Origin of the sequence: Rhodococcus sp. IEGM1339, from assembly GCF_050321925.1 — a bacterium.
GTDB lineage: Bacteria > Actinomycetota > Actinomycetes > Mycobacteriales > Mycobacteriaceae > Rhodococcus > Rhodococcus pyridinivorans.
The window spans coordinates 134443-156037 of the sequence record NZ_JBNQFT010000008.1 but is presented as its reverse complement, the minus strand read 5'-3'; the positions used below and the strand labels follow the sequence as shown (position 1 = coordinate 156037).

The following is a 21595-nucleotide window of genomic DNA, read 5'->3' as shown; positions in this document are numbered from 1 at the left end:
CCGGCAGACCGGCCGCAAGAACCGATCGAAGATGGGTTACGCCTACCTGCACCACGCGGTCGACGATCACTCGCGGCTCGCCTACTCGGAGATCCTCGGAGATGAACGCAAGGGCACCGCGGCCGGGTTCTGGGCCCGTGCTCACGCGTTCTTCGCTGCCCACGACATCACCGTCAGGCGAGTGCTGACGGACAATGGATCCTGCTATCGATCACAGGAGTTCGCTTCTGCTCTCGGTCCGGAGATCGCGCACAAGCGGACCCGGCCGTATCGGCCGCAGACCAACGGCAAGGTCGAACGGTTCAACCGCACCCTCGTTGCCGAGTGGGCGTACGCGCACACCTACCGGTCCGAGGAGGCGCGCTGTGCCACCTACCAGCAGTGGCTGCATGACTACAATCACCATCGGCCCCACACCGGGATCGGTGGACAGTCACCTATAGACCGCGTCGGCGTTCACAACGTCCCCGGGAATTACACCTTAGGGTGTGCGAGGCGACGGCGGAGTGCTGAAGAACTCCGAGGGGGAGCGGTTCATGTTCTCCTGTATCCCGCCGGTGTTCAAAGGCCAGTACGCGGAGACCGAGGAGGAGGCCGACCGCTGGTACGAGGACCAGGAGAACAATCGCCGCACGCCCGACCTGCTCCCGCGCGACGAGGTCGCCCGCGCCATCAACTCCGAGGTCAAGGACGGCCGGGGGACTCCGCACGGCGGAGTCTTCCTCGACATCGCCTCCCGGATGCCGGCCGACGAGATCATGCGCCGCCTGCCGTCGATGCATCACCAGTTCAAGGAACTCGCCGACGTCGACGTCACCGCCGAGGCCATGGAAGTCGGCCCGACCTGCCACTACATGATGGGCGGCATCGAGGTCGACCCCGACACCGCCGCTGCGGCAGTCCCGGGGCTGTTCGCCGCCGGGGAATGTTCCGGTGGCATGCACGGATCGAACCGGCTGGGCGGGAATTCGCTGTCCGATCTGCTGGTCTTCGGTCGCCGGGCAGGTCTCGGCGCCGCCGACTACGTGCAGAGCCTCACCTCGCGGCCGATCGTCGGCGACGCCGACATCGACGCCGCCGCCCGTGCGGCGCTCTCGCCCTTCGATCCGGCCGACACCGATCGCGCCGAGAACCCGTACACCCTGCACACCGACCTGCAGCAGGTCATGCAGGATCTCGTGGGCATCATCCGGCGCGCGGACGAGATCGAACGTGCCCTGCGCGAACTCGACACCCTGCGCACACGGATCCGCAACGTCGCGGTGGAAGGCCACCGCCAGTTCAACCCGGGCTGGCATCTCGCCCTGGACCTGCGGAACATGCTCCTCGTGTGCGAGTGCGTCGCGCGGGCCGCGTTGCAGCGCACCGAGAGCCGCGGGGGACATACCCGCGACGACCACCCGTCGATGGACTCCGAATGGCGTCGCACTCTGCTCGCCTGTCGCCTGGACGGCGGCGACCCGTTCGTCCCCGCCGTGACGGTCACCGCCGAACGGCAGCAACCGATGCGTCCCGACCTGCTGGAGCTGTTCGACATCGACGAACTCGGGAAATACTACACCGACGAGGAACTCGCGGATCATCCCGGACGGAGGGGTTGAGATGGGACACCAGGCGGCGTTCAGGATCTGGCGGGGCGACGCCGACGGCGGGGAACTGCGGGACTACACCGTCGAGGTCAACGAAGGGGAGGTCGTCCTCGACATCCTGCACCGTCTGCAGGCCACCCAGGCACCGGATCTCGCCGTGCGCTGGAACTGCAAGGCGGGCAAGTGCGGATCGTGTTCGGCGGAAGTCGACGGTCGCCCGCGCCTGACGTGCATGACCCGCATGTCGCTGTTCGATCCCGACGCGACGATCACCGTGACCCCGATGCGCACCTTCCCGATCATCCGAGATCTCGTCACCGATGTCTCGTTCAACTACCGCAAGGCACGCGAGATACCGGCTTTCGCGCCGCCTCCTGATCTGGCGCCGGGGGAGTACCGGATGCAGCAGGTCGACGTGCAGCGCTCCCAGGAGTTCCGCAAGTGCATCGAATGCTATCTGTGCCAGAACGTCTGCCATGTGGTGCGCGACCACGAGGAGAACAAGGAGGTCTTCGCCGGTCCCCGCTATCTCATGCGCATCGCGGAACTCGAGATGCACCCGCTCGACGTCGCCGACCGGCGCGACGTCGCGCAGGACGAGCACGGCCTGGGTATGTGCAACATCACCAAGCGCTGCACCGAGGTGTGCCCGGAGAACATCCACATCACCGACAACGCGCTGATCCCGATGAAGGAACGCGTCGCCGGCCGCCGCTACGACCCGATCGTGTGGCTCGGCAACAAGCTGTTCCGGCGCTGAGCAGGGAGCAGGGACCGGGCCGGACGCAGGGACCGGCTCAGCTCACGCGTACGACGACCAGCGGAACCAGCTCGTCGAGCGCGAACGGCACCGACAGCACCGAGTTCGTCGAGAACGCCGCGGAGATGTCGGAATCGCTGTCGAGCACGAGGAACCGGCCGTCGCGCACCGCCGGGATCTGCTGGAAGACCGGATTGTCGGTCACCTCGGCGGCCGGCACGTAGATCGGCAGCACGATCAGCAGGTCGGAGTTGAGCATGTCCAGGTTCTCGTCGGAGACTGTGATGAAGAAATCGTCCGTCGCCGCGGCCTGCACCTGCGGATTGTTCACGAAGCCGAGCTCGGTCATGAAGTCGACGCGCGAGTCGCCGACGACGTAGGCGCCCCACCCCTCCGACGTGTAGGAGGCGACGGTGACGGTCTTGCCCGCGAACTCGGGATTGTCGGCGGCGGCCTGCGCGAAATCCGCGTCGATCTGCGACAGCAGTTCGGCACCCTTGTCCGGGACACCGAGCGCCGCTGCCACGGTGGCCACCTGGTCGTCGAGCGACGTGAGGTAGGCGTCGCTGCCTTCCGGGCCGCCGACGGTCGGGGCGATCCCCGACAGCGTCTCGTAGCGGGCCGGCTCACCGGAACTCTTGGTGTCGAGGATCAGATCGGGCTCCTGCGCCGCGAGCATCTCGAAGGACGGCTCGATCGTGCCGATGAGCTCCGGCGGCGAGTCGTACAGCCCCTGCGCCCACGGCCCAACGCCGTCGCCGCCGAAGGCGAGCCAGTCACTCGCCGCCACCGGCTGAACGCCGAGTGCCAGTGCAGTTTCGGCGTCGCCCCAGCCCAGAGCCGCGACGCGTTCGGGGGCGGAGTCGATGGTGACCTCCCCGAACTTCGTGTCGACCGTGACGGGGAAGGCGCCGTCGGCCGGTGCCGAACCGGAGTCGGACTCCGTGTCGGACGATCCGCACGCGGTCAGCGCGATCGCGGTGGCCGTGAACAGAGCGGCGGAACGGAGCAACGCAGCGGATCGGCGTGTCATGAGGGCCCTCGAGTCTGTCGAACAACAAGTGAGGCGATCCTAACCCGGCGGGGTGACCGAAGGTGGAAACCCACCGGAAACCGCGCAGGACAGCCCCTCGAGCGCGCACTATGTGTCCGTGACCCCACCTGACGACGGTCGGCCGGCACGGGCGAAACCGGTGCTGGCCTCCTTGATCCTCGTCGCCGCCGTGGCGAACCTGAACCTCGCCGTCGCGAACGTGGCACTGCCCGAGATCGGGAAGGCGTTCGACGCGAGCCAGACCCAGCTCAACCTCGTCGCAGTCGGCTATTCCGTCGGTCTCGCCGCGTCCGTGCTCTACCTCGGTGCCGTCGGCGACCGTTACGGACGCAAGACGATGCTCCTTCTCGGAATGGCATTGTCGGTTCCCGCATCGGCGGTCGCCGGGTTCGCGCCGAGCACCGAGGTGCTGTTCGCGGCGCGGGTGCTCGGCGGTGTCTCCGCCGGTCTGGCGTTCCCCACCACTCTCGCCCTTATCACCGCACTGTGGTCGGGCGCAGCCCGCACGCGCGCGATCGCGTTGTGGTCGTCGATCGGCGGCGGCCTGACCGCGCTCGGCCCGCTCGTCGCCGGCACCCTGCTCGAACAGTTCTTCTGGGGTTCGGTCTTCCTGGTGACGATCCCGCTCGCGCTGATCGCTTTCGCCCTGACCTGGATGTTCGTGCCCAGCCACGTCAACGAGTCGACCGATCCGGTCGATCATCTCGGCGGCGTGGTCTCGATCGTGTTGGTCGGCTCGCTCGTCCTCGGCATCAACTTCGTGCCCGTCGACGGGATGGAGACCATCGCGGTGTCCGCTCTCGTGATCGCTCTCGTCGCGGTGATCCTCTTCGTCATGCGCCAGCTGCGCGCGGCGAATCCCCTGTTCGACCTGCGGGTCGCCCGGCGTCGCGTGTTCTGGGTCGCGGCCGTCGCGGGCATCATCGTGTTCGGCACCCTGATGGGCACGATGTACATCAGTCAGCAGTACCTGCAGAACGTGCTCGGCTACTCGACTCTCGCAGCTGGATCGGCGGCGCTGCCCGCCGCTTTCGTGATGGTGCTGGTGGCGCCGCAGTCGGCGAAACTCGTCGGGTCGCGCGGCTCCCGTTTCACGCTGCTGTCCGGTTACGTGGCGATCGTGGCCGGACTCGTCGTCGCACTGATGCTCTGGGACGAGGACGCGCATTACTGGGTGATCGCCCTCGGATACATGTGTCTCGGAGCCGGTGTCGGTCTCGCCGGTACCCCGGCCTCGCATTCGCTCACCGGCTCGGTGCCGGTCGCCCGTGCCGGGATGGCCTCCGGCACGGCCGATCTGCAACGCGATCTCGGTGGCGCGATCGTCCAGTCGATCCTCGGCGCCCTGCTCACCGCCGGATACTCGGCCTCCCTCGCCGCGACGATCGCGGCGAGTCCTCAGGCCACGGCCGTCGACGAGCAGACCGAGACCGCACTGGAGAAGTCGTTCGCGGGTGCCGTCGGGATCGCCGAGCACTATCCGCAGTACGCGCAGCAGATCATCGAGGCCGCGCGGTCGGCCTTCCTCGACGGCGACACCCGCGCCTACACGGCCGCGACCGCGATCGTGCTGGTCGGAGCGGCGCTGGTGGCCCTTGCGTTCCCCTCACGCTCGGCCGAGATCGCGCTGCTCGAACGGTACGCCGAGGAGGACGGTGACGCGGCGGTCGACTCGTCGGAAAAACCGGCCCACTGAACCCGGATCCTCACGCAGTCCGGGTCGGTCAGGCGGTCAGAACGACTGCGACCAGCGTCCGACGTCACCCCGCTCGAGCGCGACGGCGAGCAGTTCCGGGAAACGGTCGGGCGTGCACGCGAAGGCAGGAACTCCGAGTTCGGCGAGTGCCGCCGCGTTGTCGCGGTCGAAGGACGGCGCCCCGTCGTCGGACAGAGCCAGCAACACCACGACCTGCACACCCGCGGCGAGCATCTCCCGGATGCGCGAGAGCATCTCGGCGCGGATGCCGCCCTCGTACAGATCCGAGATGAGCACGAACAGCGAATCGGCCGGGCGCGTGATCAGCGACCTGCTGTAGGCGATCGCCCGATTGATGTCGGTGCCGCCGCCGAGTTGGGTGCCGAACAGCACGTCCACCGGGTCGGCGAGCTTGTCGGTCAGGTCCACCACCGCGGTGTCGAAGACGACCAACGAGGTGCGCAGTGCCCGCATCGACGCCAGGACCGCCGCGAACACCGACGCGTACACCACGCTCGACGCCATCGACCCGGACTGGTCCACCACGAGCACCACGTCGCGTTTCACCGCCTGGGAGCGGCGCCCGTAGCCCACCAGCTTCTCGGGCACCACCGTGCGATGCTCCGGCAGGTAGTGGGCGAGGTTCGCGCGGATCGTGCGATCCCAGTCGATGTCGCGGAGTTTCGGGTTCGACGTCCGCGACGACCGGTCGAGCGCACCCGTGACGGCGGCACGGGTGTGCTGCGCGATGCGAGCCTCGATCTCGCGCACGACCTTCTCGACGACCGTCCGTGCCGTCGCCTTGGTGGTCTCCGGCATCACGCGGTTCAGGCTCAGCAACGTGCCCACGAGATGCACGTCCGGTTCGACGGCCTCGAGCATCTCGGGTTCGAGGAGCAGCCGGGTCAACCCGAGCCGATCCACCGCGTCGCGCTGCATCACCTGGACGACGGATGTCGGGAAGTAGGTGCGGATGTCGCCGAGCCAGCGCGCCACCCGGGGCGCGGACGCGCCGAGACCTGCGGTGCGCGGTGCGGTGCCGTCGCCGGGCGCGGTGTCGTACAGCGCGGCGAGCGCGGCGTCCATGGCGTTGTCGTCGGCCGAGGACAGGGAGCCCGTCGAGTCCTCGGCGGCCTCGCCGAGTGCGAGCCGCCAGCGGCGCAGACGTTCGGTGTCTCCGGATTCGGTTGTCATGCCGACACTCCCAGGATCGACGCGGTGGCGGTCAAAGCGATCCGGCCGCGATCCACGGCGGGCGGTGCCTCCGTGCGGCGGGTGCGTTCGCCCCGCACCGTCTGCCCGAGCAGGCGTCGCTCACCGAAGGCGAACGACCCGAAGGTGCGCCGGAGGACGGGCAGGACGTCGACGAAATCGTCGTCGGTGAGACCGCTGATCCACTCGTCGACGAGATCGAACAGTGCGCTGTCGTGGACGAGCAGGAGTCCGCCCCCGCCGAGGAACCCGTCGATCCAGCGCGCCTTCGCGGGTGCCGATGACCCCACCGACAACGCTCGCGCGACCCGCACGGACGCCTCGTACTCGCCGAGTCGGCCGGTGTCGCGCAGCATCCGGGTGGTGCGGCCGACGAGCAGACCGTCGATGTCGTCACGCTCGCTCACCGACGTCAGTGTGTCGAGCCATCGGACGGTCGCGGTCGGGTCCTCACGCAGCGCGAGAGCGAGATGCACGTCGTCGATCGCGGTGCGCAGTGCATCGGCGGCGTCGTGGTCGAGACCGGTGACCGCCGCCGGGAGACCGGCGCACACACGCGCGAGCAGGGCGTCGCAGACATGTTCCAGGGAGGACAGATCGGTGCCCCGCACATCGCCGTAACGGACGGTGCGCACGAGGGTCGGCAGGGCGCTCATCAGGTGCAGCACATCGTGATCGAGTGCAGCCGCCGCGTCGATCGCCGTCACCAGCGACGGGATCGTGGTCCGCAGGTCGGCGAGCAACGCCCGTTCGAGCAGTTCGGTGAGGTCGGCGAGCGCGATCCCGGAACGAGTGGCACGGTCGGCCACCGTGGCGCCCGCTGCGGATTCCACCGTCGTGCCCCACCGCGACGCCTCGACGATCGCCACCGACAACTCCGGTTCCCACCGCAGCGTCCAGGTCTCGCGGAAGGTGCCGGTCGAGCGCACCTCGCTCTCCGCCGGTCTACCCCAGTCGATACCGAGCAGCGCCAGGCGGTGCAGCAGTCGCGACCGCGCGACGTCGATCTCCCGGCGCAGGTCCAGATCGAGATGCCTGGCTTCGGCGGACCGCTCGAGACGCAACGACTTCGCATTCCGCTGCAGGTCGGTGTCGAGCGGGACGGTGGGGGTGTCCTCGGAGACGGAACCGAGTGCCTCACCGACGACGAGCCGGCGGGAGACGAGACCGAGCAGGACGTCGTCGCCGTCGCACAGCACCGACCGCGTCGCCTCGACGACCTCGTCGAGTCCGGCCACCGCGCGACCGCGCAACGCCGCGAGCGTGTCGGCGAGACGTGTCGCCTCGATGATGTGGGCGCTCGAGACGGGTAGATCCTCCTCGCGCAGGACACGGGCCACGCGGGTGAACCAGCGTGCGGTCGTGTCCGCGGGCTGTGTGAACAGGTGGTGGTACCAGCCGGGTGAGGTGATGCCGGCGCCGTAGCCCGACGACAGCGACAACCGGGAGTGGCTCCACGGCACCCACGTGAGGGTGGTCTTGACCTTGGGCATGCCCTTGAGCAGGCGCGCGTCGGGCGCTGCCGGTCCGAGCCGGCCGGTCAGTGCGGGTGCGTGCATCGCTCCGCACACCACGGCGATCGCGCGGGCCCCGGCCTTGACCGTCGCGCGCAGCACCTGCCGCATGTGCGCCTCGCGTCGCGCGGTGTGGTCGTCGATCCCGATATCCTCGCGCAGCGCGCGCATCGCGTCCGTGATCTCGTCGAAGGCCTGTGCGGTGCCGTGCTCTACCACCGCGTCCCACCACTGCTCGAAGTCGGAGTATCCGCCGGCGCGGGCGAGTATGCCGAGCAGGTTGTCGGTCGCGCGGTCGCCGACCTCGCGCTCCGCGCCGAGCGACATCGACGCCGGAAGGTCGCAGAACCGCACGTCGGCATCGTGCAGGTACGCCCAGCGCAGGGCCTGCCATTCGGGGGAGAAGGCCGCGAACGGCCAGAACGCCGCCCGCGCCGGTTCGTCGCGTGCGTAGGCCAGCAATGCCACCGGCGGCACCATGTCGTCGGCCACGGTGAGCGGGAGCACCGGATCGGCGTCCGACGGACCCTCGATGAGGACGGTGTCGGGTTCGAACTCCGCGAGTGCCTGCAGGACCGCACGCGCCGAACCCGGCCCGTGGTGCCGGATCCCGAAGACCCGGATCTCCGCGGGCGCATCCGCGCGGTCGAAGAGAGCGTCGGTCACCCGGTGATCTCCCGGCACGCCCGGTAGAAGTCGGTCCAGTCGCCGCGTTCCCGGACGACGGCCTCGAGATATTCGTTCCAGACCACCCGATCGGAGACAGGGTCCTTGACCACCGACCCCAGGATTCCGGCCGCAACGTCGGAGGGCCGAAGCACCCCGTCACCGAAGTGCGCCGACAACGCCAGGCCGCCCGTGACCACCGAGATCGCCTCGGCGGTGGACAGCGTGCCCGACGGGGACTTCAGCTTGGTCCGGCCGTCGGTGGTGACGCCGCTGCGCAACTCCCGGAACACCGTGACGACGCGGCGGATCTCCTCCGCGGCCGCAGGCACGGTGGGAAGTTCGAGTGCGGTGCCCAGCTGTTCGACGCGGCGGGTGACGATCGCGACCTCGTCCTCCTCGCTCGCCGGCAACGGCAACACGACGGTGTTGAACCGTCGACGCAGCGCGGACGACAGGTCGTTGACCCCGCGGTCGCGATCGTTGGCGGTGGCGATGACGTTGAACCCCTTCGTCGCCTGCACCTCGATGCCGAGTTCGGGGACGGGAAGCGTCTTCTCCGACAGGACGGTGATCAGCGCATCCTGCACGTCAGCGGGGATGCGGGTGAGTTCCTCGATCCGTGCCACGGCGCCGTCGCGCATCGCAGTCATGACCGGGGAGGCGACCAGCGCGTCGGCGCTCGGCCCTTCGGCGAGCAACCGCGCGTAGTTCCAGCCGTACCGCACCGACTCCTCGGTCGTACCCGCCGTTCCCTGCACGAGCCGGGTCGACGAACCGCTGATCGCGGCGGCGAGATGCTCCGACACCCAGGTCTTCGCGGTACCCGGCACACCGAGCAGCAACAGTGCCCGGTCGGTCGCCAGGGTCGCCACGGCAACCTCGATCAACCGGCGCGGACCGACGTACTTCGGGGTGATCACGGTGCCGTCGGGCAGTTCGCCGCCGAGCAGATAGGTCACCACCGCCCACGGGGACAGTTGCCACGACGGCGGGCGCAGCCGGTCGTCGAGTCGCGCGAGCGCCGCGAGTTCGTGCGCGTACTGCTGCTCGGCGTGTGGGCGCAGCAGGTCGGTGCCGGACCCGGCGGTCTCGGACGTGCCCGTCTCGGGCATCGCGGCCTCGTCGGTGCCGACAACTGCCGGGGTCGACTCGAAGTCGGTCAACTCAGCTCCTCGTGGATCGTCTTGCGGAGGGTCAGGGTGTCGGCTGCGCTCGCGAACAGGTGCAGGCGACCGAGATCGTCGGTGCGGTTCGCGGCGTCGGCCAGCAGATCGGCCAGCTCGAACGGTGCCCGGTGGGCGAGCAGCGTCAGGACGTCGCGCACCAGACGGGTGGTCGTCAGCTTCGTGTACAGCGCGGTGAGCACCTTCTCGGCGACATCGCGCGGCCACGGCGCCGGGAGCGCGGCGAGCAACGCGTCGTCGAGAACCGCGGGCGGTGACGCCTCGCGCAGGTGCGTGAGCAGGATGTCGCGAGGTACGACCCGGGCGACCGATGTGTCGCCGGTGCCGTCGCGTCGCAGCAACGCCGCGGCCCATCCGCTGTCGCGTTGCCGGACCGCCGCGCGGCCCCACGCGTCCGTCAGTGCCGTGCGGAGGGCGTCGTCGACGTCGAACTCCGGCAGCACCCCGTCTCCGACGTGCTCGCGCCACACCGACAGCGGAGCGGCCGCGACTGCCGCCACCAGCAGATCGCGGGCCGGACCGTCGGAGAGACCGTCGCGGAGTGCGCTCTCGTCCGGCCGTTCGGGGACGGCGAGGGTGACGGTCGAGCCGTCGACGAGCAGCCATTGCCGCACTCGTTCGGCCATGCGTCGCGCGAACGCGGAGTCGGGGAGGCGGGGAAGAAGGTCGAGCGCGACGGCGCGAACCTTGCGGCTACGGTCGTCGAGGGCGCGCTCGAGCAGGTCTTCGTCGTGCGGGCCGAGACCGACCGCGAGCAGGGCGACGAGCTCGGCCCGCTGGGCGGCGGTCTGCGCACCCCATGACGCCGAGAGCGTGGCTGTCGCCGCGGCCGGATCGTGCGCGCGGAGCACCTCGAACCATCGGCGTCGCCGGGCGGGCGGACCGACGTGCCAGGGCGTGTCGTCGAGCGGGTCGGGTGGCAGCAGATCGGCCCATTCCGGGTGGCGCGCGGCCACCCAGCGCCCGCGGGCGCCGGTGAGAGCGATCAGCCGGTCGCGGTGCACCGCGTCGGTGGTCGCGACGATCAACAGGTCGACCACGATGTCGTGCGACGCGCGGAGCCGGGCCGCCACCTCGAACCATTCGTCGAGTAGCGGGGAGCGGACGGCGAGCAGCGCGCGCAGGCGTTCGGCAGCCGCGCCGGGCAGGACGGGACGGTCGTCGTCCGGGGCCGGCGACGGCAGCTCGCGGATCACCGGCACGGTCGCGGCGGTGAGGAAGGTCGCCTCCAGGGCGGCAGCGGCGAGCAGTGTCGCGGCGGGGTCTCCGGCGAGTTCGCCCGCGGCACCGGCCGTGTGCAGCGCGCCGAACTCCGGAGCGGAGCGTGCCGTTCCGAGAAGTGCTGCGGCCGTCAGCGATTCGGGCAAGGCGGTCACCAGGTCATCACCTGTCCTCCGGTGAACAGTGAGACGGGAGTGAGAGCGGTTCCGTCCCAGTCGCCGCAGACCGTCACGGGACGGCCTCCCGCGACGGCGTGCAGCCGCCAGCGGCTGTCGTCGTCACCGGCCAGCGGCAGCGCCCGTCCGGACGGGTCGACGACGTACCAGCCGTCCTCGCTGTCGGTGGGAGTGACCGCGTCGAGCAGGACGGGCCAGGTGCGCAACCACGGATCTGCTCCGCGCATGCGGGCGTACTCGTCCAGCGCAGCGTCGAGTCCGGTGGCGGGCAGGGTCGTGAACGGCTCCGTCTCCCCGTGCTGCCGGCCGAGTACGGCTCGCAGTGGGGCCGCGCCGGGGTAGAAGTGCAGATCGGCGTCGACCAGCGAACCGGGGAAGGGGAGGGGCGTGGCGAAACGCGCTGTGCCGTGAGCGAAGTCGAGCAGGATCGCCCAGCGTCCGCTCGACCTCCCCCGAAGCCACGTCTTGCGGGTGAACATCCGGCTCTCCTCGGTGACGCGCACGGCGAGGACCTGCCAGCGGTCGCGCACAGCCGGTTCGGCGCGGACCTCCTCGCTGCGGGTGCCGAAACCGAGATGGGTCTGCAGCGCACGCAGGAGCGGCCTCGGCAGCTCGTCGCGCTGCCGGTACGCCACGGCCATGAGGTGCAGGCGCGCATACTCTTCGAGCAGCCTGGCGGGCCAATCGGTTTCGTCGTTCACGACGGCGGCCAGAGCGCGCAGTGCCGACGCCGCGCCGGGAGCCTGGGCATCCACCATGCGGGCAGCGATCGCCTCGTAGATGTCGTAGCCGTGATCCACCGCCCCGAGGCCGTGCCGGATGCGGTCGGTGAGCCAGCGGTCGAGGTCGTCGAGTCCTGCCGCGACCCGCTCGGCGCGACGCCGGGCGGTCGCAGGGTCGGGCGCCTTGACCGGCTCGTCCGCCGGTGCGGGAAGTGTGGTGGACGCGATGCGGGCGGCGAGCCATCCGGTCACGAAGTCGGGCGCCTGCGCGGCCGGCACGGCACCCTCGGACCAGCGCACGAGCAGTGACAGGGCGTGCTTGCAGGGCAGCTTCCGGCTCGGGCACGTGCACGTGTAGGCGGGAGCGCTCGGGTCGATCGCCGTGCGGTACGGCGTGGTGCCGCGTCCGCGGCACAGTCCCCACAGGGCGGTGGTGTCGTGACCGGTCTCGAGCCATGCGGCGGCGACGCCGCGCGCAGCCGTCATCGAGGACGGATCGGGCGCGACGGCGTTGATCTGCTGGAGGGTCCAGGGGGCGGTCACGAGCGTCGAAGGTAGGAGACGGGTCCGACAGGAACGGCGGGATCAGGATGTCGCACGGGTCTCCAGACGTGCGCGGATGCCGTCGACGAACAACCGCAGACCGAATTCGAACCGGACGGCGGGGTCGCCGTCGAGCAGGTCGTCGTCGGCCTCGGCCGGCTGTTCGGTCGCGACATCGGGGGAGAGAGGTGCGCGCGTGAGCGCACCGAGTTGCTCGAGTTGCGCGCGGGACTGCTCGTCGACGGTGTGGCCGAGCACGTAGTGCAGCAGCGCGTAGCCGGTCAGTTCGGCGTACGCCCGGGACAGACCCGCACGTTCGGCGGTGGCCACGAAGGCGTCGCGGGCCCGGGAAGTGGTCAGCCGGGAGGCGTAGCTCGAGGCGACGAGTTCGGCGCCGTCGCGATGGGCGAGCAGCGCGGCGCGGAAACGGTGCGCCAGCTCGGAGAGGGCGTCGTCCCAGGCATCGCTCGCGGGCGGCTCGTCGACACCATCGAGGATGCGGTCCGCCATGGCGCCGAGCAGGGTCTGCTTGTTCGGGAAGTGCCAGTACAACGCGCCGGGCTGGACGCCGAGCGACGACGCGAGCTTGCGCATCGTCAGGTCGCCGAGCCCGTACTCGTCGAGGATCGCCATGGCGCCGTCGAGGACGTCGCCGCGTCGCAACTGCACTGCTCTTCTGCTCCCGCTTCTCCTGCTGCCCGCGGCGGTACCGCGCCACCGGGGATCCGACCGAAGGATTCGTGCCTTTGACACTATCGGACGCTTCGCCCTAACCTGAACGCTGTTCAATTGAACGATGTTCAAGTTCTCGCCACCCCAGGAGACGGCAGTGACCCAGGCGCCCGCCCGCACCGACATCCTCGACATCGCTCGCGACCAGGTGCTCCGTCGCGGCATCGGTTTCGACCGCGACCAAACCCTCGAGGTCCTGCAGCTGCCGGACGACCGCATCGACGACCTGCTGGCGGTCGCCCACGACGTGCGCATGGCGTGGTGCGGACCGGAGGTCGAGGTCGAGGGGATCATCAGCCTCAAGACCGGTGGCTGCCCAGAGGACTGCCACTTCTGCTCGCAGTCCGGCCTGTTCGCCTCCCCGGTGCGGGCCGCCCGGCTCGACATCCCGTCGCTCGTCGAGGCCGCGAAGCAGACCGCCAAGACCGGAGCGACCGAGTTCTGCATCGTCGCGGCCGTGCGCGGACCCGACGAACGCCTCCTCGCGCAGGTCGCGGCCGGTATCGAGGCGATCCGCAACGAGGTCGACATCCAGATCGCGTGCTCGCTCGGCATGCTCACCCAGGAACAGGTCGACCGACTCGTCGCGATGGGTGTGCACCGCTACAACCACAACCTCGAGACCGCCCGCTCGCACTTCCCGAATGTCGTCACCACCCACACCTGGGAGGAGCGCTTCGAGACGCTGCGCATGGTCCGCGAGGCGGGTATGGAGGTGTGCTGCGGAGGCATCCTCGGAATGGGTGAAACCGTCGAGCAGCGAGCCGAATTCGCAGCCGACCTCGCGGCGCTCGAACCCGACGAGGTGCCGCTGAACTTCCTCAATCCGCGCCCCGGCACCCCTTTCGGGGATCTCGAGGTGCTGCCCGCCACCGAGGCGCTCAAGGCGGTGGCGGCCTTCCGATTGGCGTTGCCGCGCACCATCCTCCGGTTCGCCGGTGGCCGCGAGATCACGCTCGGCGACCTCGGCGCGCAGAAGGGGATCCTCGGCGGGATCAACGCCGTCATCGTCGGCAACTACCTCACCACGCTCGGCCGACCGGCAGAGACCGACCTCGATCTGCTCGGCGAACTCAAGATGCCGATCAAGGCTCTCGGCGAGACGATCTGATGTTCGATCCGTTCACCGGCGAAGCGATCGTCGACGGGACGATCCGAACCCGTTCCGCAGCAGTGCAACTCGGACTCGAACCGCCGCGCTTCTGCGCGCAGTGCGGTCGGCGGATGATCGTCCAGATCGCGCCGGACGGGTGGTGGGCACGGTGCTCGCGCCACGGGACCGTCGACTCGGTGATGAGCGAACAACGCTGACCTACCGTGGCGCGTCTCGGATCGTGCCGGGCCGACTGCGCGACCGATTCGCGAAAGTTACGGCGACCGAACCATGTAACTTCGTGTGCATGCTGAATACTCGACTGCTGCCGTTACGCAACGACCGAGCACAGCTGCGGGCGATGATCGGCGACGACGCGGCCGCCTACGCCGCCGGGACGGCAGATCCACTCGTGCGCCGGTACGCGCACCTGCCCGAACCGGCGTATACGGAAGCGTCCGTCGCAGCGTTGATAGACGGCGAGATTCGGCACGGGCTGGAGCGCGGAGATCTGGCCGTACTGACGATCGCCGATCCGGAGACCGATCGCTTCGCCGGCAGCCTGGTGTTGTTCGACATCGCCGACGAGGAGGCAGAAGTCGGATTCTGGTTGCATCCGCACGGTCGTGGGAAAGGGCTCGCTGCCGATGCACTCGAACTTGCGGCCGAGCTCGCGCGGCGCAGCGGATTACTCCGCCTGACCGCGCGCACCCTCCCCGAGAACGAAGCATCACAGCGCGTGCTCGAGCGGTGTGGTTACATCCGCGGTGACCGAACCCGGACCGTCACTCCGTCGGGGGCGGAAGCCCTCGCCGTGCACTACTCACGGGATCTCGGATGATGCGTGTTGTCGCTGCCTCCCGGGCGGGGCGAGCACGCGGGCCTCTGCGAGGCTCGGAACGCTACGGGAGCTCACGTTCTTCGGCAGGATAGGTCACGATCCCGTCGGAACCCACCGACGGCGTCGCGCCCCACTGTCCCAGTTCGTGCTGTCGCGGCTTCGCGTTGTTGACGAGATGCACGACGGTCCATCCCCGTGCGGCGAGGGTGTTCGCGATCAACAGTCGGTGACAGCGCCACGGCATCGGCTCGCCGCACATGATCGCGACGTGCCGATGCTCGGCCAGTTCGGTAAGGCGCTCCAATCCGGCCTCGAAGTCGTCGGTGAGGGTGTAATCGGCGTAGTTCTTGAAACTCGCGTTCTTCCAGCCCGCGTTGACGGCCGGATCGATGCCCTTCTGCTTCGGCCGCCTGCCGCCGAGTTCGGTGAGGTGCACGTAGCCGATCCCGGCGCTGTCGAGCCAGGAGGGCATCTCGTCGGCGTCGAACTGTGGGCTGCGGCGCGAACCGGGCATCTTCCGTACGTCGACGACGAGTTCGATGTCGGCCGAGGTCAGCGTGTCGAGCAGGACGGACTGCGGACACGTCCAGTGGCCGATGGTCCACAGGACGCGGGTGTCGGCACTCATGCTTCCATCGTGCCATCACGCGTGCGCCAGCCGGCGGCGCAGTTCGCCGGCGCCGTCGCCCTCCAATCGGGACAACCCCGCGCGACGGCCCGAGAGCGGCAGCAGGATCGCGGAGATCGGTCCCCGCACCTCGGGTCCGGAACCGGAGGACCACTCGGCATCGGTTGCGGTGAGACGGAATCCGTCGAGCGGGAGGTCGGCGAAGACACGGGCCTTCCCGGTCCCGCGGGTGGACCACAACCGAGTGGCGCCCGCTGTTGCGGCGTCCGGCGGCATCGGCAGGTCGCGCTGCAGGGGTATCGCGATGTCCTGGCCGTGGACGAGCAGATCGATCATCGTCTCGAGCGGGGTGATGCCCACGTTGTGCCGGCGGGAGCCGATCATTCCCCGGAGGTCGGCGATCAACTCGGCCGTCGGCTGTCGGGCGCGGTGCCGGGAGGACTCACGGATGATCGTGTTCACGCCACCGGGATGACGCAGCGCCATCCGAACGAGGTCGACCACGGTGAGCTGCTGTAGCGTGAGGTGGGCCGCGACGTCGCGCACGGTCCAGCCCTCGCACAGCGACGGCCGGCTCCACTCGTCCTCGGTCAGTTGTTCCAGCAGGTCGGCAGTTCGTGCGCGCTGCTCGTCGACGGTGTTCCAGATGTCGTCGACGTTCATGGGATCACCCGACCTGTGCTCCGCCCGACACACGATCCACCCATTCTAGATCGCGGATCGTGCCCCACCCGAGGATTCCGGTGCCGGTACGGCATCTTCCGCGGCACGGCTCACCGACTCCCACTCGAGCCAGGTGTCGACCTTCTCCCTGGTGGCGGCAACGGCCGCATCCAGGACGGCGCTACCCAGGACGATGCGTCGCGGCGGTCGGTCGGCATCGACGACCTCGAGGAGTGCCCGCGCGGCCAGGGCGGGGTGGCTGTCGATGCTCGTGGACGCGCTCTGCTCCTCGATCTCGGCTCGCAGCGAATCGTAGTCCGATCGCGGAGCGCTCACCGTCATGGTGGTATAGAGGTCGGTCCAGTAGCCGCCCGGCTCGACGATCGTCACGTCGATGCCGAAATGCGCGGCCTCGAGAGCCAGGGCTTCACTGAGTCCTTCGAGGGCGAACTTGCTCGCGCTGTACAGCCCTGTGCCGGGCCCGCTCAGTACGCCCCCGATGCTCGAGATCTGCACGAGATGCCCGCGTCCTCGGCTCCGGAAGGCCGCCATGGCGGCCTGGCTGACCCACATCGCTCCGAAGAAGTTCGTCTCGAACTGTGCACGCGCCTGCTCCTCGGTGAACTCCTCGACGAATCCGTAGGCCATGGTGCCCGCGTTGTCGACGACGATGTCGAGGCCTCCGAAATGCTCGCGGGCGGTGTCGAAAGCGGCGAACACCGCCGTGCGGTCGGTGACGTCGGCCGGGAGTCGGAGGAGACGTTCCGGATCCCGGGGGAGATCGGCCGATTCGATCGATCGTGAGACGGCCACGACGTTGTCGCCTCTCGACAGCGCCGCACGGGCGAACTCCCTGCCCAGACCGCGGCTCGCGCCGGTGATCAACCAGGTGCGGGGACGGACGCCGGGAGTGGCGGGGGACGCGGTCGTCGGTTGGGTCTTCAATGCATACCTCCTGAGTGAGACGAGACGGTCCGTCTCGTTCATTCGAGGATGACCCTCCGGAGGGCGCCTGTCAAGACGCAACGTCTCGTCTCGATGCGATATCGTCGTCCCATGTCTGCACGCCCCGAAACCGGACACTCCCGGCGGAACCTCGCCTCGCGGAAAGCGATCCTCGATGCCGCTTTCGACCTGGTCGCCGAGGTCGGCTACACGAAACTCGGTATCGAGGCGATCGCTGCCCGGGCCGGCGTCGGGAAGCAGACGATCTATCGCTGGTGGCCGTCGAAAGGAGCCGTCCTCCTCGACGCGTATCTGGCACACACGCAGGGCGATGCCGGGGACGAGGCCTCGCTGCCCGACACCGGCGATCTCCGCGCGGACCTCGTCGCGGTGCTGCAGGCCACCGTGGCGGAGTTGCGTGATCCGACGTTCGCCGTCCCGCTGCGTGCGTTGACCGTGGCGGTACTCGAAGACCCCGGGCTCGCAGCGGAATACGAACACCGCCTCGACGCGCCGATGCGGGAGATGAAGAAGGCCAGGCTCCGGGCCGCGCAGAGTGCGGGGCAACTGCCGGACGACCTCGATCTCGATGTCGCCGTGGACATGTTGTTCGCGCCTGTCGCTCAGAAGTGGTCGACCGCCGGCGAGCCCCCGTCGGACGACTATGTCCGCACTCTGGTCGAGACCGTTCTCTCCGGCCTGACGCGTCCGTCCGAGGGCGACCGGTCCGCCGATCTGTAACGTACGACTCCTCCTGCCCGACACACACGTCGGAATCACATGACGATCAGGGGAGGGACAGCATGGGTTCGGTCGATGTTCTGGAATGGATCCGCGAAGGTTATCTGGCGGGCGACCCGCTGCGCTCGGCGCTGTTCGTCGGGTCGGCCTTCCTGACGATGCCGCTGCAGTTGCTCGAGGTCATCATGGGACGGCCTTTCTGATCTCCTCCGGGAGGTTCACACCGGCGGTCGCAGGGCGGCGAATTCGTCCGTCACGCGCAGCCGGGAATCGGTGAAGCGGTAGAGCGCCGGGGGGCGACCTCCCGCTTTGCCGGACGGTGCGGTGTTGCCGGTGCGGGTGAGCACGTTCCGGCGCGCCAGCACCCGTTGGAGATTGGTGGCATCCACCTCGTAACCCAATGCAGCGCAATAGATGTCGCGCAGCGTGGACATCGAGAACTCCGCCGGTGCGAGGCCGAATGCGATGTTCGTGTACGACAGCTTCGCGGCAAGGCGCGCATGGGCGTTCGCCACCATCACCCCGTGGTCGAAGGACATCGCGGGAAGGTCCGAGACCGGATGCCAGGCCGTATCGGACGGCAGCTGGGGATCCGAGGTGAGGGGGATCAGACCGAGATAGGTCGACGCGATCGTGCGCGGTCCCGGCACCCGATCCGGGTCGGAGAAGACCGACAGCTGTTCGAGGTGCGCGACCTCGCGGACGTCGACCTTCTCCGCCAGTTGCCGCCTCGCCGACGTCGTGAGGTCCTCGTCGTTGCGTAGTTGGCCGCCGGGGAGCGACCACGTGCCGACCTGCGGATCGAGGGCCCGCTGCCACAGCAGCACCCCGAGTTCGGGCTCCTCGCGGAGGGCTCCCGAGGCGTCCGGGAAGCGGCGAACCTGGAACACAGCGATGAGCACTTCGTGACGGGTGTTACCATGTGTCATGTTTTCGATCCTAAGTCGAAAACCTCGAATACGGCAATTCCGGTAGAACCCGCCGGGATGACACCCTCGAAGGAGCTAGGCCATGACCACGACCGAGTGGGCGGGAGCCGCCACCATCGTCGACGGCCCCGGCGGATACACGGGCGTCGAGGCGACGCCGGAGTGGGCCGAGGAGGTCCGCCGGTTGGCCCGTGAGCGCAACGCCACGCTGCTCGCGCACAACTACCAGCTTCCCGCGATCCAGGACGTCGCCGACCACGTCGGCGACTCGCTCGCGCTCTCGCGTATCGCCGCCGAGGCCGAGGAGGACACCATCGTCTTCTGCGGCGTGCACTTCATGGCCGAGACCGCGAAGATCCTCAGCCCGAACAAGACGGTGCTCATCCCCGACGAGCGCGCCGGCTGCTCGCTCGCCGACTCGATCACCGCCGACCAGCTGCGCGAGTGGAAGGCCGACCACCCCGACGCCGTGGTGGTCTCGTACGTCAACACCACCGCCGAGGTCAAAGGCCTGACCGACATCTGCTGCACGTCCTCGAACGCCGTCGACGTCGTCGCGTCCATCGACCCCGACCGCGAGGTGCTGTTCCTGCCCGACCAGTTCCTCGGCGCCCATGTCAAGCGCGTCACCGGCCGCGAGAACATGCACATCTGGGTCGGGGAGTGCCACGTGCACGCCGGCATCAACGGCGACGAGCTCGCCGCGCAGGCCAAGGCGCACCCCGACGCCGACCTGTTCGTCCACCCCGAGTGCGGCTGCGCCACCTCGGCGCTGTATCTCGCCGGGGAGGGCTTCGTGCCCGACGACAAGGTCAGAATCCTGTCCACCGGCGGGATGATCGACGCCGCCCGGGAGACCGGCGCGAAGCAGGTCCTCGTCGCCACCGAGGTCGGCATGCTGCACCAGCTCCGCAAGGCCGCGCCCGGCATCGACTTCCAGGCGGTCAACGACCGGGCGTCGTGCCCCTACATGAAGATGATCACGCCCGCCGCGCTGCTGCGCTGCCTGCAGGAGGGACGCGACGAGGTCCACGTCGCCGCCGACGTCGCCGAGCGGGCCCGCCTGTCGGTGCAGCGCATGATCGCCATCGGCAACCCGGGCAGCGGCGAGTGACCACCGCCATCACGGTCGCGTGGGAGGACCACGCCGACCTGGTGGTCGTCGGGGGTGGCGTCGCCGGTCTCACGGCCGCGCGCGCCGCCTCCCGGCGCGGCGCGCGGGTGCTCACGGTGAGCAAAGGGGGCCCCACCGACACGGCCACCCAGTACGCCCAGGGCGGTATCGCCGTGGTGGCGCCGGTGGGCGACAGCGTCGACGCCCACGTCGCCGACACCCTCGCGGCGGGCGGGGGACTGTGCGACGAGGACGCGGTGCGCTCGATCGTCACCGCCGGCCCCGATGCCGTCACCGCTCTGCGCGATCTCGGCGCGGTGTTCGACACCGCCGGAGACGGCGACATCGCCCGCACCCGCGAGGGTGGGCACAGCACCCGCCGCATCATTCACGCCGGTGGCGACGCGACCGGCGCCGAAGTTCAGCGCGCCCTCGGCGAGGCGGGCTTGCCCGTCCTGTTCGGCGCCGCTGCCGCCCGGGTCCTCACCGACGCGCGGGGTGTCACCGGACTGCTCGTCCTCGACGAGCGCGGGTACGGCGTCGTTCACGCCCCGGCCGTGTTGCTCGCGACCGGTGGCCTCGGGCAGTTGTACGCGTGCAGCACGAATCCGCCCGGCGCCACGGCCGACGGCATCGCGCTGGCCCTGGCCGCCGGCGCCGGTGTCGCCGACCTCGAATTCGTCCAGTTCCACCCGACCGTGCTGTTCGCGGAAGGCGGTACCGGACGTCGGCCGCTCATCAGCGAAGCAGTGCGCGGGGAGGGAGCACGATTGGTCGACTCCCGCGGCCGATCGATCACCGAGGGTGTGCATCCGCTCGGCGACCTCGCACCCCGCGACGTCGTCTCGCGGGCCATCGCCGAGCGACTCACTGCACTCGGTGAGGATCACGTGTACCTCGACGCCCGTCACCTCGACGGCTTCGCCACGCGTTTTCCGACCATCACGGCGATGTGTGCCGACGCCGGTCTCGATCCGGCCCGTGATCTGCTGCCGGTCGCTCCCGCCGCGCACTATTCGTGCGGCGGTGTCGTCACCGATGTGCACGGCCGCACCCGCATTCCCGGTCTGTACGCGGCCGGTGAGGTGGCACGCACCGGCCTGCACGGCGCGAACCGGCTCGCCTCCAACAGCCTTCTCGAAGGGCTCGTCCTCGGCGAGCGCGCGGGGATGGCCGCGGCGATCGAACGGGCCGGAACGCGTGTCGAGACCGACGGCATTCCCGCCGTCGCCCCGACCGTCTGTGATCGGACGGTGCTGCAGCAGCTCATGACCCGGCACGCGCTGGTCGTGCGCGACGCGAACGGACTGGCCGCTGCCGCAGTCGAACTCGACAGGATGAGCGTCGCTGCAAGCTGTACCGACGCCGATCGGCTCGAGGACTCGGCCCTCACCGTCACCGCGCGGGCCCTGCTGCTCGCGGCGCAGCGCCGCACCGAATCGCGGGGATGCCACACCCGCAGCGACCGTCCGGACACCGACCCGACGCAGGCACGCAGCCTCGAACTGCGCATCGACGATGACGGCGAGTTGTCCTTCACCACACCGGAACTGACAGGAGTCAACTGAG

At 69.4% G+C, this 21595-nt stretch carries 20 protein-coding genes and 2 pseudogenes; 11 read left to right on the top strand and 11 right to left on the bottom strand.

Annotated features, from left to right (window positions below; all coding sequences use genetic code 11):
• From ACQR3U_RS11235 to ACQR3U_RS11225, 3 genes and pseudogenes are all read left to right on the top strand, one after another.
• Window positions 1-478: pseudogene (locus ACQR3U_RS11235) on the top strand (integrase core domain-containing protein); the annotation flags it as partial.
• Between the two features lie 7 nt (window positions 479-485).
• A pseudogene (locus tag ACQR3U_RS11230) lies at window positions 486-1601 on the top strand (FAD-binding protein); the annotation flags it as partial.
• 1 nt (window position 1602) lies between these two features.
• The gene (locus ACQR3U_RS11225; RefSeq protein WP_230810486.1) at window positions 1603-2349 is read left to right on the top strand and encodes a succinate dehydrogenase/fumarate reductase iron-sulfur subunit; all 747 of its coding nucleotides are present in this window, start codon (window positions 1603-1605) and stop codon (window positions 2347-2349) included.
• A 37-nt stretch (window positions 2350-2386) separates the two neighbouring features.
• Here ACQR3U_RS11225 and ACQR3U_RS11220 read toward each other — a convergent pair whose 3' ends face one another.
• Window positions 2387-3382 carry an iron-siderophore ABC transporter substrate-binding protein gene (locus tag ACQR3U_RS11220; protein ID WP_230810487.1) on the bottom strand — a complete coding sequence of 332 codons (996 nt, stop codon included), beginning with the start codon at window positions 3380-3382 and terminating at the stop codon, window positions 2387-2389.
• 112 nt (window positions 3383-3494) lie between these two features.
• Here ACQR3U_RS11220 and ACQR3U_RS11215 point away from each other — a divergent pair, with 112 nt between their 5' ends.
• Complete coding sequence (locus ACQR3U_RS11215; protein WP_230810546.1) at window positions 3495-5099, top strand: MFS transporter; 1605 nt, start codon at window positions 3495-3497, stop codon at window positions 5097-5099.
• 36 nt (window positions 5100-5135) lie between these two features.
• Here the strand turns inward: ACQR3U_RS11215 and ACQR3U_RS11210 are convergent, their stop codons facing one another.
• The 6 genes from ACQR3U_RS11210 to ACQR3U_RS11185 are packed head-to-tail and all read right to left on the bottom strand — an operon-like array spanning window position 5136 to window position 13009.
• Complete coding sequence (locus ACQR3U_RS11210; protein ID WP_230810488.1) at window positions 5136-6293, bottom strand: VWA domain-containing protein; 1158 nt, start codon at window positions 6291-6293, stop codon at window positions 5136-5138.
• On the bottom strand, window positions 6290-8491 hold the full coding sequence (locus tag ACQR3U_RS11205; protein WP_230810489.1) for a DUF5682 family protein: 2202 nt from the start codon (window positions 8489-8491) through the stop codon (window positions 6290-6292). Before ACQR3U_RS11205 ends, ACQR3U_RS11210 begins: the two co-directional genes overlap by 4 nt.
• The gene (locus ACQR3U_RS11200) at window positions 8488-9606 is read right to left on the bottom strand and encodes an ATP-binding protein (protein WP_039585252.1); all 1119 of its coding nucleotides are present in this window, start codon (window positions 9604-9606) and stop codon (window positions 8488-8490) included. The genes ACQR3U_RS11205 and ACQR3U_RS11200 overlap by 4 nt, the downstream gene beginning before the upstream one ends.
• Before the next feature lie 47 nt (window positions 9607-9653).
• Window positions 9654-11054, bottom strand: a complete 1401-nt coding sequence (locus ACQR3U_RS11195; RefSeq protein ID WP_230810490.1) for a DUF5691 domain-containing protein — start codon at window positions 11052-11054, stop codon at window positions 9654-9656.
• Window positions 11051-12340 carry an SWIM zinc finger family protein gene (locus ACQR3U_RS11190; RefSeq protein ID WP_230810491.1) on the bottom strand — a complete coding sequence of 430 codons (1290 nt, stop codon included), beginning with the start codon at window positions 12338-12340 and terminating at the stop codon, window positions 11051-11053. The genes ACQR3U_RS11195 and ACQR3U_RS11190 overlap by 4 nt, the downstream gene beginning before the upstream one ends.
• Before the next feature lie 42 nt (window positions 12341-12382).
• Window positions 12383-13009: a TetR/AcrR family transcriptional regulator C-terminal domain-containing protein gene (locus tag ACQR3U_RS11185; RefSeq protein WP_006554093.1), complete on the bottom strand. Its 627-nt coding sequence runs from the start codon at window positions 13007-13009 to the stop codon at window positions 12383-12385.
• Between the two features lie 160 nt (window positions 13010-13169).
• Here ACQR3U_RS11185 and bioB point away from each other — a divergent pair, with 160 nt between their 5' ends.
• The 3 genes from bioB to ACQR3U_RS11170 all read left to right on the top strand — a co-directional run bounded on the left by bioB (window position 13170) and on the right by ACQR3U_RS11170 (window position 15006).
• On the top strand, window positions 13170-14183 hold the full coding sequence (gene bioB, locus ACQR3U_RS11180; RefSeq protein WP_019289721.1) for a biotin synthase BioB: 1014 nt from the start codon (window positions 13170-13172) through the stop codon (window positions 14181-14183).
• Entirely contained in the window at window positions 14183-14383 is a 201-nt protein-coding gene (locus tag ACQR3U_RS11175) for a hypothetical protein (RefSeq protein WP_121209198.1), read from the top strand. Before bioB ends, ACQR3U_RS11175 begins: the two co-directional genes overlap by 1 nt.
• Before the next feature lie 89 nt (window positions 14384-14472).
• Window positions 14473-15006, top strand: coding sequence for a GNAT family N-acetyltransferase (locus ACQR3U_RS11170; protein WP_006554090.1), 534 nt, complete (start codon window positions 14473-14475; stop codon window positions 15004-15006).
• Window positions 15007-15067: 61 nt separating this feature from the next.
• On the opposite strand, the gene ACQR3U_RS11165 is transcribed toward ACQR3U_RS11170, so the two are convergent.
• Genes ACQR3U_RS11165 through ACQR3U_RS11155 form a run of 3 tightly spaced genes read right to left on the bottom strand, consistent with a single transcriptional unit; the run spans window position 15068 to window position 17242 of the window.
• Window positions 15068-15634: a DUF488 family protein gene (locus tag ACQR3U_RS11165; RefSeq protein WP_230810492.1), complete on the bottom strand. Its 567-nt coding sequence runs from the start codon at window positions 15632-15634 to the stop codon at window positions 15068-15070.
• A 15-nt stretch (window positions 15635-15649) separates the two neighbouring features.
• On the bottom strand, window positions 15650-16297 hold the full coding sequence (locus ACQR3U_RS11160; RefSeq protein WP_230810493.1) for a maleylpyruvate isomerase family mycothiol-dependent enzyme: 648 nt from the start codon (window positions 16295-16297) through the stop codon (window positions 15650-15652).
• Window positions 16298-16342: 45 nt separating this feature from the next.
• Window positions 16343-17242: an SDR family NAD(P)-dependent oxidoreductase gene (locus ACQR3U_RS11155; protein WP_230810494.1), complete on the bottom strand. Its 900-nt coding sequence runs from the start codon at window positions 17240-17242 to the stop codon at window positions 16343-16345.
• 111 nt (window positions 17243-17353) lie between these two features.
• Here ACQR3U_RS11155 and ACQR3U_RS11150 point away from each other — a divergent pair, with 111 nt between their 5' ends.
• The gene (locus ACQR3U_RS11150) at window positions 17354-17983 is read left to right on the top strand and encodes a TetR/AcrR family transcriptional regulator (protein WP_230810495.1); all 630 of its coding nucleotides are present in this window, start codon (window positions 17354-17356) and stop codon (window positions 17981-17983) included.
• 62 nt (window positions 17984-18045) lie between these two features.
• Window positions 18046-18186 (top strand): hypothetical protein, encoded by a 141-nt coding sequence (locus ACQR3U_RS11145; protein WP_006554085.1) that lies wholly within the window; start codon window positions 18046-18048, stop codon window positions 18184-18186.
• 15 nt (window positions 18187-18201) lie between these two features.
• Here the strand turns inward: ACQR3U_RS11145 and ACQR3U_RS11140 are convergent, their stop codons facing one another.
• Window positions 18202-18912 carry an NUDIX hydrolase gene (locus ACQR3U_RS11140; RefSeq protein WP_071935159.1) on the bottom strand — a complete coding sequence of 237 codons (711 nt, stop codon included), beginning with the start codon at window positions 18910-18912 and terminating at the stop codon, window positions 18202-18204.
• Window positions 18913-18994: 82 nt separating this feature from the next.
• On the opposite strand from ACQR3U_RS11140, the gene nadA reads away from it, so the two are divergent.
• Window positions 18995-20026, top strand: a complete 1032-nt coding sequence (nadA, locus tag ACQR3U_RS11135; RefSeq protein ID WP_230810496.1) for a quinolinate synthase NadA — start codon at window positions 18995-18997, stop codon at window positions 20024-20026.
• Window positions 20023-21594, top strand: a complete 1572-nt coding sequence (locus ACQR3U_RS11130; protein WP_230810497.1) for an L-aspartate oxidase — start codon at window positions 20023-20025, stop codon at window positions 21592-21594. Before nadA ends, ACQR3U_RS11130 begins: the two co-directional genes overlap by 4 nt.
• Window position 21595 lies beyond the last annotated feature (1 nt).